This window comes from Pseudonocardia sp. ICBG162, assembly GCF_020496225.1.
GTDB lineage: Bacteria > Actinomycetota > Actinomycetes > Mycobacteriales > Pseudonocardiaceae > Pseudonocardia > Pseudonocardia alni.
Map to the genome: position 1 here is coordinate 843,215 of NZ_JAHLJD010000017.1, position 15,161 is coordinate 858,375.

Here is a 15,161-nt window from a genome sequence, read left to right on the forward strand (position 1 = left end):
TTCACAGCTGGTCAGGGGTAGAGCCGGCCGACGCTCTCGATGACGCAGGCGGGCTTGGCCGAGCCCTCGACCTCGAGCGTCGAGCGCACGGTGACCTCGACGAAGCCCTCGCCTCGGCGCACCGACGCGATCTCGGCGGCGAGCCGGACCTTCGAGCCGACCGGGACGGGGGCGGGGAAGCGGACCTTGTTGAGCCCGTAGTTGATGCCCATCCGGACGTTGTCGACGGTGTAGAGCTCGTTCAGCAGCCGCGGCAGCAGCGACAGGGTCAGGAAGCCGTGCGCGATGGTCCCGCCGAACGGGCCGGACGCGGCCCGCTCCGGGTCGGTGTGGATCCACTGGTGGTCGCCGGTGGCCTCGGCGAACAGGTCCACCCGGCGCTGGTCGATCTCGGTCCAGTCGGTGGGCCCGAAGGACTCGCCCTCGGCGGTCAGCAGCTCCTCGACGGAGTCGAACACCCTGGTCATCGCACTCATCCCTCGATCCGCAGCGCCTCGGTGGGGCAGGCCCGACAGGCCTCCTCCAGCTCCGAGCGCTGTGCCTCGTCGGCCTCGGCCTGCAACAGGTTCAGCGAGCCGTCGTCGGCGACCTCGAAGAAGTCGGGGGCCAGCGACTCGCACAGTCCCAGCCCGGTGCACTTGTCGTAGTCGACCACCACACGCATCGGTGGTTCCTCCTCACAGGTTGAGCGTGCACGGCATGGACTTCACGCCGTCCACGAAGTTGCCGACGAGCTGCACGGGCTCGCCGGTCCGCAGGTCGGGCACCCGGTGCAGCAGCTCGCCGAACAGCGCGCGCAGCTGGGTCCGCGCCAGCATGTTGCCCATGCAGAAGTGCGGCCCGCCGCCGCCGAACCCCACGTGCGGGTTCGGCGAGCGGGTGACGTCGAAGACGTGCGGGTCGGTGAACACCCGCTCGTCGCGGTTGCCCGAGGCGTAGAACATGACGACCCAGTCGCCCTCGCGGATCTGCTGCCCGTGCAGCTCGACGTCGCGGGTGGCGACCCGGCGGAAGGTCATGACCGGGCTGGCCCAGCGGACGAACTCGTCGGTCGCGGTGCCGATCGTGCCGTCGAAGTCGGCCTGGAGGATCTTGCGCTGGTCCGGGAACCGGGTCAGCGCCTCCATCGTGCGGCTGATCGTGTTGCGGGTGGTGTCGTTGCCCGCCACCGACAGCAGCACGAAGAACGCGGCGATCTCCTCCTCGCTGAGGCTCTCGCCGTCGACCTCGGCCTGCACGAGGCTGGTCATGAGGTCGTCGCGGGGGTTCTCGCGCCGGTCGTCGGCGAGCTCCAGCCCGATCGTGATGAGGGTGACCAGGGACTGGTTGAGCAGGTCGGCGGGCTCCAGCCCGGCGCGGACATCGGCGTCCGACCAGGACACCATGCCGTCGGCGGCGTGCGCAGCGGCGTCGCGACGCTCCGGGGACAGGCCGCACATCTCGTAGATCGTCCACATCGGCAGCCGCCGGGAGACCTGGTCGACGAAGTCGCAGTCCCCGGTCGCGATCAGCTCGTCGACGATCCGGCGGGCCTGGTCCGCGATCTGATCCTCGATCTTCTTGACCTGGCGCGGGGTGAACGCGGCGCTGACGAGCCGGCGCAGCTGGGTGTGCCGTGGTGCGTCGGTCGCGAGGAACGAGCTGGCCGCCTCCAGGATGTCGCTCGGGACGTCCTCGATCATCACGCCCTGCCCGGAGCAGAAGGTCGCCGGGTCCTTGCTGACGGCCTGGATGTCGGCGTGCCGGGTGATCGCCCAGAAGCCGGCGTCGTCCTCCTGCGGCAGCATCGACCCCTCGGCGGGGCGCTGCCAGCTGACCGGACGCTCGTCGCGCAGGATCCGCAGCCGCTCCTCGCGCCCCTCGGGGGTCAGCGACCAGAACTCGAGCGACCCCACCGATACCGGGTCGTGGTCGGGCCGGGACTGCACCATTGCTCCCCCAGGACGGTCTCGTTTTTAACATTGATTAATCTCGCGCAAGAGGACATCACGGCCGTCCGTCCGGTGTCAAGACGGCGACGCCGCGGTCGCACCGGTGTTTAATCCCGCGTCGAAAGACCGGGCCGGAGAACGGGAGGCACAGTGGATCTGGGACTGCGCGACGCACGGGTCGTCGTCACCGGGGCGGGGGCCAACATCGGGCGGGGCATCGCCCGGGTCCTGGCGGCGGAGGGGGCGCGGGTACTGGTCGTCGACATCGACGGCGAGCAGGCCGAACGGGTCGCGGGCGAGCTGCGCGACCTCGGCGCACCGGACGCGGCCGCGTGCGCGACCGACCTGACCGCCGAGGGCGCGGGCGCCCGGGTGACCGCGCAGGCGGTGGCGGCCTGGGGCGGGGTGGACGTGCTGGTCAACAACGCCGGGTGGAGCAGGCCCGGCTGGTTCGCCGAGCAGACCGACCGGGACCTCTGGCGGCGCACGGTCGAGGTGAACCTGTTCGCCGCGATCGACTGCACGCAGGCCGTGCTCGGCCCGATGCGCGAGGCCGGCCGGGGCGCGATCGTGTTCCTGTCCAGCGACGCCGCCTACGGCGCCGTCCGCCAGGGCATCTACGGCGGCACCAAGGCGGCGCTGATCTCGCTGGCCCGCACGGTGGCGCGGGAGAACGGCCGGTTCGGGATCCGCAGCAACGTCGTCGCCCCCGGGCTGGTCCTGCCCCCCGAGGACGACCACGTGGGTCCGAGCTCGGTCTGGGCGGGCGGGGCGGACGCGCTGTTCGCGCCGGACCAGGTCGACGCGATCGTCCGCACCCAGGCGCTGCGCCGGCGCACCACCCCGGCCGACGTCGGCAACGCGGTCGCCTGGCTGGCCTCGGAGACCGCGGCGCACCAGGTCACCGGCCAGGTCGTGGCCGTCGGCGGCGGCTCGTCGATGCCCTGAGCCGCTCCGGCCGCGTTGACGGAGCCCTACCCTGTTACCTATTCTGAATTAGAAAAATATCCGGGCCCCCGAGGAGACACCGATGCCCAGCTCGCTGATCGTCGCCGACACCGAGGAGCGCGCGGCACTGCGCGACGCGGTGGCGACCCTGGTCGGTCGCTACGGCCACAGCTACTTCATGGAGAAGGCGAAGGCCCACGAGGAGCCGACCGAGCTGTGGAAGGAGCTCGGCGCGGCCGGGTTCCTGGGCGTGCACCTGTCCGAGGCCTACGGCGGTGGCGGCGGCACCATGAGCGACCTCGCCGTGGTCGTCGAGGAGGCCTCGTCGCAGGGCGTCCCGCTGCTGATGATGGTCATCTCCCCCGCGATCTGCGGGTCGATCATCGACGCGCACGGCTCGCACGAGCTCAAGGAGCGCTGGCTGCCGGGGATCGCCGACGGCTCGCTCAAGATGGCGTTCGCGATCACCGAGCCGGACGCGGGCTCGAACAGCCACGAGATCACCACCACCGCCCACCCCGACGGCGACGGCTGGCGGATCCGCGGGCAGAAGTACTGGACCTCGGGCATCGACGAGGCGGACGCCGTCCTGGTCGTGACCCGGCAGCCCGAGCCGGGGCCGGGCGGGCGCCACCCGCTGTCGCTGTTCGTCGTGCCGACCGACGCCGAGGGACTGACCTGGCAGACCATCCCGGCGGCGCTGCAGCAGCCCGAGCACCAGTTCACCGTGTTTCTCGACGACGTGCGGGTCGGCCCCGAGGCGCTGATCGGCGACGAGGGCAACGGCCTGCGCCAGGTGTTCGCCGGGCTCAACCCGGAGCGGATCACCGCGGCCTGCATCTCCAACGGGATCGCCCGCTACGCGCTGGACAAGGCCACCGGCTACGCCAACGAGCGCCAGGTGTGGGGCGTGCCGATCGGCTCGCACCAGGGCGTCGCGCACCCGCTGGCCGAGGCCTACATCGGGACCCAGCTGTCGCGGCTGATGACCTACCGCGCCGCCGAGCTGTTCGACGCGGGCGCCGACGCCGCGGAGGCGTCGAACATCGCGAAGTTCGCCGCGGCCGACTCCTCGCTGCGCACCCTGGACCAGGCGATCCAGAGCCACGGCGGGAACGGCCTGTCGCTGGAGTACGGCCTGGCCGACCTGTGGTTCGTCGCCCGGATGCTCAAGACCGCGCCGGTCAGCCGGGAGATGGTCCTGAACTTCGTCGCCCAGCGCAGCCTGGGCCTGCCCGCGTCGTACTGACGTCGTGCCCCGCGCCCACACGGTCCGGACGGCGGGCGTCCGGGGCCCCGGCGAGAAGTCGGCGCGGACCCGGCGCCGGATCCTGGACGCGACGGCGTCGCTGCTCGCGACGTGCGGGTACGCCGGGACCCGGCTCGCCGACGTCGCGCGGCTGGCCGGGGTCCGGCCGCCGGCCGTCTACTACTACTTCGACTCCCGCGAGGACCTGGTCGAACAGGTCGTGGTGGCGGGCATGGTGCGCAACCTGGAGCACGTGCGGGCGCAGGTGCAGGAGCTGCCGGCCGGGGCGACGGCGATGGACCGCATCTGCTGCGCGGTCGAGGCCCACCTGCAGGTCGTGCTCCGCATCTCCGACTACACGGTCGCCTCGATCCGCAACACCCAGCAGCTGCCCCCGGAGGTCCGCACCCGGCAGCTGGCGGAGCAGCAGCGCTACAGCGAATTCTGGCGCGAGCTCGTCGAGGCCGCCCGTGACGCGGGCGAGCTGCGGGACGGGCTCGACCCGCGGGCGGCCCGGATGCTGGTGCTCGGCGCGCTCAACTGGGCGTGCGAGTGGTGGAGCCCCGGGCGCGGCTCGCTGAAGTCCCTGGTCCGGACCGCCCGGACGATCGTCCGGCGCGGGCTGTCGGCTCCGACCGGCGGTTGACCCGACCGGAATTTTATCTAGGTTCGTTTATTCGATCGGTCCACGCCCTCTCCCGCCTCACGGAGGCCCGTCATGAGCACGCAGGCCGTCAGCTCCACCTCCCCCGCCCCGGCGACCGGGCGCTCCGAGTGGCTCGAGGGCCCCGGCCCCGGCCTCGTCGAGGGCACGGTCGGCGGTCTCCTGCGCGAGCAGGCCGCCGCGCACCCGGACACCGTCGCGCTCGTCGCGACCCGGCACGACGGCAGCGCCGGCCACTGGACCTACGCCGAGCTGCTCGACGAGGCGAGCCGGGTCGCCGGGACCCTGCTGGAGCTCGCCGGGCCCGGCGGGCACGTCGCGATCTGGGCGCCGAACGTCGCGGAGTGGACGATCGTCCAGTACGCGGCGGGCCTGGCGGGGGTCGTGCTGGTGGCGCTCAACCCGGCCCTGCGCCCGGGCGAGCTGGAGTACGCACTCACCCTGTCCCGCTCGACGGTCCTGCTGCACGCCGACCGGGTGCGCGACCACGACCTGACCGGCGTCGTCGCCGACGTCGTGCCGCGGGTGGCCGGTCTCGCCCACGTGGTCAGCCTGTCCGACACCGACCGGCTGCACGGCACGCCGCTCGACGGCGGCTCGCCCGACATGCCGGAGCGCAGCGCGCCGGACGCCCCGGCGATGATGCAGTTCACCTCCGGGACCACCGGGCGCCCCAAGGGCGTGCTGCTGGCGCACCGCTCGCTGCTGAACAACGCCCGGCTCACCATGTACACCGCCGAGGCCCGCGACGGCGCCGTCGCCGTCGCGCCGCTGCCGACCTTCCACACCGCGGGCTGCGTCATCTCGACGCTGGGCCCCGCGGTGCTGGGCGGCACGGTGGTGCTGATCGAGCGGTTCGAGCCCGGCGCCGTGCTCGACGCGATGCACGACGAGCGCGCGACGATCCTGATGAGCGTGCCGACGGTGCTCGGCGCGGTGCTGCACGAGGCGCGCCGCCGCGACGGCCAGGCACCGGCGCTGGACACCGTCCTGGTCGGCGCCGCGACCGTCCCCGGGTCGATGATCACCGCCGTCCGGGAGACCTTCGGCGCCTTCGTGCACAACCTCTACGGCCAGACCGAGCTCTCCCCCGTGCTGAGCCTGACGCGGCGCTCCGACACCGCCGACGACCTCGTCCGCAGCGTCGGCCGCCCGCTGCCGCACACCGGGGCGCGGATCGTCGACCCCGCCACCGGCGACGTCGTGCCGCTCGGCACCGTCGGCGAGGTCTGCGCCCGCGGCTACAACCAGATGCTCTGCTACTACGACGACCCCGGCGCCACCGCCGCGACCGTCGACGACGAGGGCTGGGTGCACACCGGCGACCTCGGCTCGATGGACGACCGCGGCATGATCACCCTGACCGGCCGGCTGAAGGAGCTCATCATCCGCGGCGGCGAGAACATCGCCCCGGCCGAGATCGAGGTCGCGCTGGCCGAGCACCCGGCCGTGGCCGCGTCGGCCGTGGTCGGCCTGCCGGACCCCACCTGGGGCGAGATCGTCGCCGCCGCGGTGGTGACCCACGAGCCGCAGGAGCCCGGGTTCACCGACGAGCTGGCCGGGCACTGCCTGGAGCGGCTCACCCCGTACAAGGTGCCGGTGCGCTGGTTCCTGGTCGACGAGCTGCCCATGACGCCGTCGGGAAAGGTCCAGAAGTTCGTGCTGCGCGACCAGCTCGACGCCTGAGGGCCCGACCCCTTCTCAGCCCAGCACCTCGGCGGCGCGCCGGGCGAGCCGGAACTTCTGGACCTTGCCGGTCGGGGTGGTCGGCAGGTCCTCGGCGGTGGTCACCAGCACGTGCTTGGGCACCTTGAACCGGGCGAGCTTCTCCCGGCAGAGCGCCAGCACCGCGTCCGGGTCGACGGTCGCGCCCGGCTCCGGGACGATCCACAGGCACCCGACCTCGCCCCACCGGTCGTCCGCGACGCCGACGGCGTAGGCCTGGCTGACCCCGGGGTGGCGGGTGATCAGCTCCTCGATCTCCTTGGGCATCACCAGCTCGCCGCCGCTCTTGTAGAGCTCCTTGCTGCGGCCGGTGATCTCCAGGTAGCCGTCGTCGCGGACCCGGCCCAGATCGCCGGAGAACACCCGGCCCCCGCGCAGGGCGGCGGCGGTCTCCTCGGGCTTGTCCCAGAACCCGAGCATGTGGGTGGGCCCGGACGACACCAGCTCCCCCTCCGTCCCGGCCGGCAGCTCCTCGCCGGTCATCGGGTCGCAGGTCCGGTAGTGGCACAGATCGCCGTCGTGGTCGGGCAGCCCGGCCACCCCGGCGCGCTTGACCCGCCCGACGGTCGCCGAGTGCTGCTCCAGGGGATCCTCGGGCAGCGTCATCGTCATCGCGCCGCCGCACTCGGTCATCCCGTAGCCGGTGGTGATCTCGGAGATCCCCAGCTCGGCGCGGACCCGCTCCCACAGCCACACCGGCGCGGGCGCGGCGCCGGAGAGCACGGCGAACGCCGAGGACAGGTCGCGCGCGGAACGGTCGGGGTGCTCCAGCAGGGCGACGGTCATGGTGGGCACGCAGAGGATCTCGGTCGCGCGGTGCCGCTCGATGCCGTCGAAGTAGTCGGCCGCGGAGAACGCCAGCCGCGGGACGATCGCCCCGCCCACGAACATGGCCGCGACCAGGCCCTCGACGTAGCCGAACATGTGGTAGCAGGGCAGCGAGAACAGGATGCGGCGCCCGTCCTCGAAGGCGCGGGTCAGCGCGGAGGCGTAGCCGGTGCGCAGGACGGCGTCGTGGGTGATCATCACCCCCTTCGGCGACCCCGTGGTGCCCGAGGTGTAGAGGATGTCGCCCAGGTCGCCCGGGGCGACCCCGGTGGACCCGGCCGCGACCGGCTCGCCGAGGGCACCCAGCTCCTCCACCGTCGTCACGTCGGGCCGGGCCGGGCGCACCGTCGGCAGCTGGACGACCGCGCGCAGGTCCGGGAGCTCGGCGGTGGGGCCGTGCTCCCAGCCGGGGGCCACCTCGTCGAGCAGGGCGAGGTGGTCGAGGTCGCCGTAGCCGGTCATCGTGACGAGCACCGTGCAGCGGGACTGGCGCAGCACGTAGGCGAGCTCGTCGCGGCGGTAGAGGAAGTTGAACGGGATGGCGACCGCGCCGGCCCGCGCGACCGCGAACTTGAGCGGGACGAACTCCAGGTGGTTGGCCATGAGCAGGCCGACCCGGTCGCCCGGGCGGACGCCGAGCGCGGCCAGCCCGCCGGCGAGCCGGGCCGTCAACTCGGCGGCGCCGGCGTAGTCGAGGGTGCGGTCGTCGGTGACGACGAGCGGCCGGTCGGGGAACTCGCGGGCGCAGTCGTCCAGGAACCCGTCGAGCGTGCGGGGCTGCCACGTCGGGTGGCGTGCCTCCAGGGCCGCTCGGCGGTGCGCGATCGGGGCGGGCATCGTCGGCCTCCTCGTCGATGTTTAATCGCTCGTAGATTAGACACCGCTGGATGGAGCGGGCAATCGTCCGTCCGGCCCACACCGGGGCCCGGCCGGAGCGCGTCTCCCGAGCCGGCCGACCGGCTGTTGACCCGGACGTGATCGGGACGCGACGCTGATGTCACGGCGGTGCCGACGATGGTGTGGGCCCGGCGGACCACGGAGGCGCGGCATGACGGTGTGGGACGTGTCCTCCCAGCCCGCGAGCGAGCAGTTCGCGTACTGGAGAGAGATCATCTGCGAGGCCTTCGTCCCGCTGTCGCCGGCGCCGACCGTCGCGGGTCACGGCTTCGCGAGCCGGGTCGAGACGCGGTCGCTCGACTCGGTCGTCCGGGCGTCCCTCGGCTCGCAGCCGCAGACGACCATCCACGGGCGCCGGGAGGTCGCCAGGACCGACGGTGACTACGTCTTCGTCAACCTCCAGACGGTCGGCGAGTGCGGGGTGGAACAGGCCGGTCGCCGGTCGGTGGTGCGGCCCGGCCAGTTCACCGTCGTCGATACCACCGAGCCCTACCGGTTCGCGTTCGACGCGCCGTGGGAGATGGTGTCCTACCGGGTGCCGCACGCGCTGTTGAGCAGCCGCCGTGACACGGTCCGGGACCTGCTCGCCGGGGCCTGGGGCTCCGACGGGGCGGGGGCCGTGGTGACCGGTCTCGTGCGGGCCATGTGGGAGGTCGAGCCCGGGCCGGGCGCCCCCGACGTCGAGGCCGCCCTCGTCTCGGCGCTGTGCGGCGTCGCCGGCGGGCAGGGCGCCGCCGCGAGGGACCCGCGGGCCGCGCTGCGGACCGCGGCCCTGCGCTGCATCGACCGCGGTCTGGGGGACCCGGCACTCGGCGTGGCGTCGGTGAGCCGGGAGCTCGGCGTCGCTCCGCGCACGCTGCACGCCGCCGTGAGCGCCGGCGGCGAGAGCTTCGCCGCGCTGCTGCGCCGCCGTCGGATGGAGCGGGCCGCGGCGCTGCTCGCCGGCCCGGGCGCCGCGCCGGCGGTCACCGAGGTCGCCGCGGCGGTGGGGTACGACGGCCCGTCGTCGTTCAGCCGGGCCTTCCGGCGTGCGTTCGGCCGGTCGCCGAGCGAGGCCCGCCGCGATGCACGAACTGCACGGGAAGCGTGCACGGACTGAACGGACCGACCGGTGTCCCGCCGTGAGACTGGCGTCGATCGCATGACTGACGACGGAGGTCGACGATGGCGGTGTCGTTCTCGCTCTCACCCGAGCAGGAGCAGCTGAAGAAGGTGGCCCGGCAGTTCGCCGAGGCGCACCTGGCGGATCTGGCCGAGGCCGTGCGGAACGAGCCGGATCCGGCCCGGCGTGCCGACCTCGCCCGGCCGGCGTTCGAGCAGGCGGTGGCGGCCGGTTTCCTCAAGGGGCTGATCCCGGTGCCCTTCGGCGGCGCCGCGGGCAACGGCGTCGACGCCGCGATCCTGATCGAGGAGTGGGCCGCCCACAGCCCGGACTTCGTGATCTCGATGGCCGGGCCGCTGATCGCGCTGGTGCCGGTCTACCAGGTCGGCACCCCGGAGCAGATCGAGCGCTTCGTCGCGCCGTTCCTGGCCGATGCCGGCGCACCGGTCGCGGCGATGGCGTACTCCGAGCCGGGTGGCAGCGCGAACTTCGACGCGCCCGCCCCGGCGGAAGGGGTCCGGACCACGGCGGAACCGGACGGCGACCACTACCTCGTCAACGGGACGAAGGCGTGGGCGTCGCACCTGCCCGGGTGGGACGGTGACGGTCCCGACATCATGACGATCGTCTGCCGCGCCCCGGGCGGAGTGTCGCTCGTCGTCGCCGAGCGGGAGCACCTGGCCGGACACATCGAGGTCGAGCACCTCTACGACCTGCCCGGCCTGCGCGGGTGCCTCACCGCGCGGATCCGGCTGCGCGACGTCCGCGTGCCCCGCGGCAACCTGCTCGGCGCCGAGGGGCAGGGCGTCGACCTGACCCGTGCCGCGTTCGTCGGCAGCGGGGCCTCGATCGGCACGTTCTCCGTCGCGGCGATGCGCCGGGCGTTCGAGATCGCACTCCGGTTCGCGACCACCGAGCACCGGGGCGGCGCCGTCCCGATCGTCGAGCACCAGGCGGTGGCCGACGTCCTGACGAACGCGAAGGCGCGGATCGAGTCGGTCCGGCTGCTGTCGTGGCGGGCGCTGGACGCGGCACTGTCCGGTGACCCGCACGGCCTGGAGTGGGCGCTGCACGCGAAGGTCCTCGGCTCCGACAGCGCGGTCGAGGTGATCAACGACCTGATCCGGGTGGTCGGGGTCTCGGCCTACGACAACGGGTTCCCGCTCAAGCGGCTCCTGGACGAGGCGCTCGCCTACCCGGTGATCGAGGGGTCCAACATCGGGGTGCGCCGGCGCCAGATGCAGGCGCTGCTGTCCGGCGCCGGGTACGACCCGCTCGCGGCGTCCGGGATGTCCTGAGGTCCGGAGGTCCGCTGCGCGACGCGGTGCGCCCGGCCGCGTCGCGCACCGCGGGCCCACCGTCCGGGACGCCGCCGGCAGGACGACCCGGGACCCCGTGGTGCGGCCGGTGCCGATGTCGCCGGCGGACCGCGGCCGGTCACCGGGCCGGGTGCGGCTACGCCTCCTGTGCCGCCCCCGAGGCCAGCAGGGCGTCGACGTCCAGGCCGGCGCCGGCCAGCACCTCCCGGGTGTCGCGCCCGCGGGCCGGTGGCGCGGCGGGTGCGGTGACGGGGTGGCCGGAGAACCGGGGCGCCGGGCCGGGCTGCAGCACCCCGCCGGTGTCGGCCACGCTCCCCCGGGCGGCGACGTGCGGGTGGGCGGCGGCCTCGCGCAGCCCCAGCACCGGCGCGACGCAGGCGTCGGTGCCGTCGAAGACGGCGGTCCACTCGTCGCGGGTGCGGGTGGCGAAGCGCGCGGCGAGCGCGGCCCGCAGCGCGGGCCACCGGCTCCGGTCCTGCTGGTCCTCCGGCGCCGCCACCTCGCGCGGGATCTCCAGCAGCCGTAGCAGCTCGGCGTAGAACTTCGGCTCCAGCGACCCGACCGCCATGTGCCCGCCGTCGGCGGTCGCGTAGACCGCGTAGAACGGGGTGCCGCCGTCGAGCATGTTGACCCCGCGCCGGTCCTCCCAGCGGCCGGAGCCGAGCATGGCGTGGATCGCGGCGAGCAGGTGCGACGCGCCGTCGACGATCGCGGCGTCGACGACCTGGCCGCGCCCGGTGCGCTCGGCCTCCAGCAGCGCCGCGAGCACCCCGATCACCAGGTAGGTGGACCCGCCCCCGAAGTCGCCGACGAGGTTGAGCGGGATCTGCGGCGGGCCGCCCGCCTCGCCCATGGCGTGCAGGGCGCCGGTCAGCGCGATGTAGCCGATGTCGTGGCCGGCGGTGTGGGCGAGCGGGCCGTCCTGACCCCAGCCGGTCATCCGGCCGTAGACCAGCCGGGGGTTGCGCGCCCACACCGCGTCCGGCCCCACCCCCAGCCGCTCGGCGACGCCCGGCCGGTTCCCCTCGACCAGCACGTCCGCGCGTCCGGCGAGGGTCAGCACGGCCTCCACCGCCTCGGGACGCTTCAGGTCCAGCACGACCGACCGCTTGCCGCGGTTGAGCACGTCGGCCGGGGGCGGCGCCGTCGAGAGCGGCCCGGCCGCGGGCCGGTCGATCCGGATCACCTCGGCGCCAAGGTCGGCCAGCGCCATGCAGGCGAACGGCCCCGGCCCGATGCCCGCCAGCTCGACGACCGTCCGGCCGGCCAGCGGTCCACGACCGCGCTCCACCTCGTCCATGCCACGCCTCCAGGTCTTTTTTCTTATTACGATTAGACAGTAGCCTGACGCGATGACGGACGGACCGGACCGGCGACGGGGGCCGCGCCGCGCGGGCACCGGGTCCGCGCCGCGCTCGGCGCGGACCCGCGAACGGATCCTCGACGCCGCGGCGGTCGTGCTGAACCGCAGCGGCTACGCCGGCACCCGGCTGCTCGACATCGCCGGGCTCGCCGGCCTCCAGGCCCCGGCGATCTACTACCACTTCGCCTCCCGCGACGAGCTGATCCAGGAGGTCGTGCAGGTCGGGCTGCGGCGCACGATGGCCCACGTCCACGACGAGCTCGCCGCCCTCCCGGACGGGACGCCGCCGATGGACCGGATCGCCACCGCGGTGCGCGCCCACCTGGAGATCGTGCTGCGCGACTCGGAGTACGCCGCCGCGGCGATCCGCAACGCCGCCCAGCTCCCGCAGGGCATCCGCGACGTCCAGCTGCGCGACCAGCGCCGCTACGGCGCCCTGTGGCGCGGCCTGGTCGACGACGCACGGGCCGCTGGGCAGCTCGACCCGGAGCTGGACCCGCACGCGGCGCGGATGCTGGTGATGGGGGCGCTGAACTGGGCGCCGGAGTGGTGGCGCCCCGACCGCGGCGACCTCGCCGACACCGTGCGCACCGCGCAGACGATCGTGCGGGAGGGTCTCGCACCGGGCGGTTGACCCGGCCACGGCATTAATTTACTGTCGATTAAAAGAAGCGATCGAAGGAGATGACCCGTGGCGCCCATCGAGTCCGACACCGCGTTCGACGCGCTCGTGGTGGGAGCGGGGGCCGGTGGCCTGTTCGCCGCCGCCCGGCTGGCCCACGCCGGCTACCGCACCCTCGTCGTGGAGCGGCTCGACAAGGTCGGCGGTCGCGCGTCGACCACCGACATCGACGGCTTCCTCGTCAACGACGGGGCCATCGTGATCGAGGTCGGCGGGATCACCGAGGAGACCTTCGCCGAGGTCGGCGCCGAGTTCGACGTCCGCACCCCGCAGGTCCCCGTGCTGTACCGGGTCGGCGGGAAGAACCTCGACGTCACCCGCGGCGGCTGGGGCATGCTGCTCTCCCAGCTCACCCGGCAGGGCGCGAAGCTGCTCTCGGGCATCGGCGCCGCCCGCACCGACGACGACGCGCTGCCCGGCAGCGAGATGTCCACCGCGGAGTGGGTCGGGAAGTACTCCAAGAACGAGGCCGTCCAGGGCGTGTTCCGCAACATGTGCGCCTCGGTGTTCGCCGTCGGCTCCGAGGAGCTGCCCGCCCGGGTGTTCCTCACCTACTTCACCCGCAAGTCCGCGTTCAAGCGGTTCGGGTTCTGCCCCGCCGGGACCATCGGGGTCTGGCAGTCGCTGGCGGACTCCGTCGCCCGCAACGGCGGGCAGGTGTGGCTGTCCTCGGAGGTCGAGCGGCTGCACGTCGCCGACGGCCGGGTCACCGGCGCCACCGTCGTCCGCGACGGGGAGCGGGTCGAGGTCACCTGCCGGGTCGCGGTCAGCGACACCGGTCCCGCGGGCACCGTCGCCATGGTCGGCGAGGAGAACCTGCCGGCCGACTACCGCGAGCAGGTCCGGATCAAGGACCGTCCGTGCTCGATGCTCGCGGTGAACTTCGCCAGCCGTGAGCGCCTGGTGGACGTGCCGGGGATGCTGCTGTTCTCGAAGTCCGAGCGGCTCTGCTACGTCGCGAACTTCACCGACACCTGCCCGGAGATGGCCCCCGACGGCTGGAACCTCTACGTCGCGGCGTCGGTGCCCAAGCCCTCGGTCGGCGACTTCGACGCCGACGCCGAGGTGGCGCTGCTGAAGAAGGACATCCAGGAGCAGGTCCCCGGCTTCGACGGCGCCCGGATCCTGTCCGTGGCCGTCATGCGCGACGGCTGGCCGCCGCAGCGCGCCGTCGCCGGGTACGACCTGACCTCGGAGACCCCGATCGCGAACCTCTGGAACGTCGGCGACGGCGTCAAGGAGTACGCCAACGGTGGCACGACGGCATGCGCGGAGACTGCCAAGCTCGTCACCGAGCGCATCCTCGCGGACTTCCCGCTGACCGCGACCGTCTGACCTCCGCTCCCCGCCGACGCGCCGTCGCCCGTGCCCGGGTGGCGGCGCGTCGGGCGTCTCAGGTGGTGGCGTAGCGGCGGACGCCGTCGGCACCGTCGGCCGCGACGAGCTCCCCCGCCAGGACGAGCACGTCGAGGTGGGCCGCGATCTCCAGCACCGCCAGCGCCGCGTGCTCGGTCGCCAGCTGCGACACGTGCTGCGCGCGCCGGGTCCACGGCAGCGCCGCGGCGACCGCCCAGGCCGTGTCGTCCCCGGCGCGGACCCGGTCGGCCGCGGCGGCCAGGCGCTGCTCGTGGTGGGCCAGCAGCTCGTCGACCCGGGTGTGCACGCTGCGGGTCACCGGCCCGTGTGCGGGCAGCAGCAGGGCGTCGGGCAGGTCCCGGACCAGCCGCAGCGAGTCCAGGTAGCTGCGCAGCGGGGTGGGCTCGGGGGCGCGCTCGTAGCCGATCGAGGGCGTGATGTGCGGGAGCACGTGGTCGCCGGCGAACAGCGCGCCCCGTGCGGTGTCGCGCAGCACGACGTGTCCGCGAGTGTGCCCCGGGGTGGCCCGCACCTCCAGGTCCCCCCGCCCGGTCGGGACGGTCCCGCCGTCGTCGAGCCAGACGTCCGGCGGACCCCACGGGGTCGTGTCGGACTGCTCGATCGCCGCCACCAGCGCGGCGTACTCGCGTGCGAGGTCCGCTGCGCCGGCCCGGGCCACCAGCGGGGACTGCGGGGCCGGGTGGTCGAGGGGGTGGGTCTGCGCGGTGACCGTCGGCTCCTCCCCGCGCCCCAGCAGGACCCGGGTCCCGTGCTCCGCCCGCAGCGTCAGCGCCTGGGTGTAGTGGTCGTGGTGGGCGTGGGTGACCACCACCTGCGCGACGTCGGCCGGGCCGTACCCGAGCGCGCGCAGCCCGCGGGTGAGGGCGTCGCCGTCGGTACCGGCCCAGCCGGAGTCGACCAGCGTCGGGCCGTCGGCGCCCTCGATCACGTACACGTTGACCGCGCGCAGGCCGTCGGTGGGCAACGGCAGCGGGATGCGGTGCACCCCCGGCAGCACGGGGTGCGCCCCCGGCTCGGTCCAGTCCTGCGTCTGCTCGGCGAGCTCCACGGTCACACGGTCTCCTCTGTTTTCGAAT

General features: G+C 73.8%; 14 protein-coding genes. 8 read left to right on the forward strand and 6 right to left on the reverse strand.

Annotated features, from left to right (window positions below; translation table 11 throughout):
- Nucleotides 1-11: 11 nt before the first annotated feature.
- From KPL60_RS18125 to KPL60_RS18135, 3 genes are read right to left on the reverse strand one after another with little or no spacing between them, the layout of a single operon-like run.
- Nucleotides 12-467, reverse strand: coding sequence for a MaoC family dehydratase (locus KPL60_RS18125; protein WP_226366562.1), 456 nt, complete (start codon nucleotides 465-467; stop codon nucleotides 12-14).
- Nucleotides 468-472: 5 nt separating this feature from the next.
- A complete protein-coding gene (locus KPL60_RS18130) occupies nucleotides 473-664 on the reverse strand; it encodes a ferredoxin (RefSeq protein WP_178376531.1) in 192 nt (63 codons plus the stop codon).
- 13 nt (nucleotides 665-677) lie between these two features.
- Nucleotides 678-1,931 carry a cytochrome P450 gene (locus tag KPL60_RS18135; RefSeq protein WP_226350374.1) on the reverse strand — a complete coding sequence of 418 codons (1,254 nt, stop codon included), beginning with the start codon at nucleotides 1,929-1,931 and terminating at the stop codon, nucleotides 678-680.
- A gap of 150 nt (nucleotides 1,932-2,081) precedes the next feature.
- Here KPL60_RS18135 and KPL60_RS18140 point away from each other — a divergent pair, with 150 nt between their 5' ends.
- From KPL60_RS18140 to KPL60_RS18155, 4 genes are all read left to right on the forward strand, one after another.
- Nucleotides 2,082-2,879, forward strand: coding sequence for an SDR family NAD(P)-dependent oxidoreductase (locus KPL60_RS18140; RefSeq protein ID WP_208823282.1), 798 nt, complete (start codon nucleotides 2,082-2,084; stop codon nucleotides 2,877-2,879).
- Between the two features lie 82 nt (nucleotides 2,880-2,961).
- Nucleotides 2,962-4,128, forward strand: a complete 1,167-nt coding sequence (locus tag KPL60_RS18145; RefSeq protein WP_226350373.1) for an acyl-CoA dehydrogenase family protein — start codon at nucleotides 2,962-2,964, stop codon at nucleotides 4,126-4,128.
- 4 nt (nucleotides 4,129-4,132) lie between these two features.
- Nucleotides 4,133-4,774: a TetR/AcrR family transcriptional regulator gene (locus KPL60_RS18150; protein ID WP_226366563.1), complete on the forward strand. Its 642-nt coding sequence runs from the start codon at nucleotides 4,133-4,135 to the stop codon at nucleotides 4,772-4,774.
- Nucleotides 4,775-4,846: 72 nt separating this feature from the next.
- A complete protein-coding gene (locus KPL60_RS18155) occupies nucleotides 4,847-6,478 on the forward strand; it encodes an AMP-binding protein (protein WP_226366564.1) in 1,632 nt (543 codons plus the stop codon).
- A gap of 15 nt (nucleotides 6,479-6,493) precedes the next feature.
- Here the strand turns inward: KPL60_RS18155 and KPL60_RS18160 are convergent, their stop codons facing one another.
- On the reverse strand, nucleotides 6,494-8,182 hold the full coding sequence (locus tag KPL60_RS18160) for a class I adenylate-forming enzyme family protein (protein WP_226366565.1): 1,689 nt from the start codon (nucleotides 8,180-8,182) through the stop codon (nucleotides 6,494-6,496).
- 211 nt (nucleotides 8,183-8,393) lie between these two features.
- Here KPL60_RS18160 and KPL60_RS34285 point away from each other — a divergent pair, with 211 nt between their 5' ends.
- Together KPL60_RS34285 and KPL60_RS18175 are read left to right on the forward strand one after the other, a co-directional pair.
- The gene (locus tag KPL60_RS34285; protein ID WP_305080688.1) at nucleotides 8,394-9,341 is read left to right on the forward strand and encodes a helix-turn-helix domain-containing protein; all 948 of its coding nucleotides are present in this window, start codon (nucleotides 8,394-8,396) and stop codon (nucleotides 9,339-9,341) included.
- Between the two features lie 65 nt (nucleotides 9,342-9,406).
- On the forward strand, nucleotides 9,407-10,642 hold the full coding sequence (locus tag KPL60_RS18175; protein ID WP_226366566.1) for an acyl-CoA dehydrogenase family protein: 1,236 nt from the start codon (nucleotides 9,407-9,409) through the stop codon (nucleotides 10,640-10,642).
- A 157-nt stretch (nucleotides 10,643-10,799) separates the two neighbouring features.
- Here KPL60_RS18175 and KPL60_RS18180 read toward each other — a convergent pair whose 3' ends face one another.
- Nucleotides 10,800-11,963, reverse strand: a complete 1,164-nt coding sequence (locus tag KPL60_RS18180; protein WP_226366567.1) for a CaiB/BaiF CoA-transferase family protein — start codon at nucleotides 11,961-11,963, stop codon at nucleotides 10,800-10,802.
- A gap of 52 nt (nucleotides 11,964-12,015) precedes the next feature.
- On the opposite strand from KPL60_RS18180, the gene KPL60_RS18185 reads away from it, so the two are divergent.
- On the forward strand, nucleotides 12,016-12,660 hold the full coding sequence (locus KPL60_RS18185) for a TetR/AcrR family transcriptional regulator (protein ID WP_226350367.1): 645 nt from the start codon (nucleotides 12,016-12,018) through the stop codon (nucleotides 12,658-12,660).
- Between the two features lie 57 nt (nucleotides 12,661-12,717).
- Entirely contained in the window at nucleotides 12,718-14,043 is a 1,326-nt protein-coding gene (locus tag KPL60_RS18190; protein ID WP_226366568.1) for an NAD(P)/FAD-dependent oxidoreductase, read from the forward strand.
- A 58-nt stretch (nucleotides 14,044-14,101) separates the two neighbouring features.
- Here the strand turns inward: KPL60_RS18190 and KPL60_RS18195 are convergent, their stop codons facing one another.
- Complete coding sequence (locus KPL60_RS18195) at nucleotides 14,102-15,139, reverse strand: MBL fold metallo-hydrolase (RefSeq protein ID WP_226366569.1); 1,038 nt, start codon at nucleotides 15,137-15,139, stop codon at nucleotides 14,102-14,104.
- Nucleotides 15,140-15,161 lie beyond the last annotated feature (22 nt).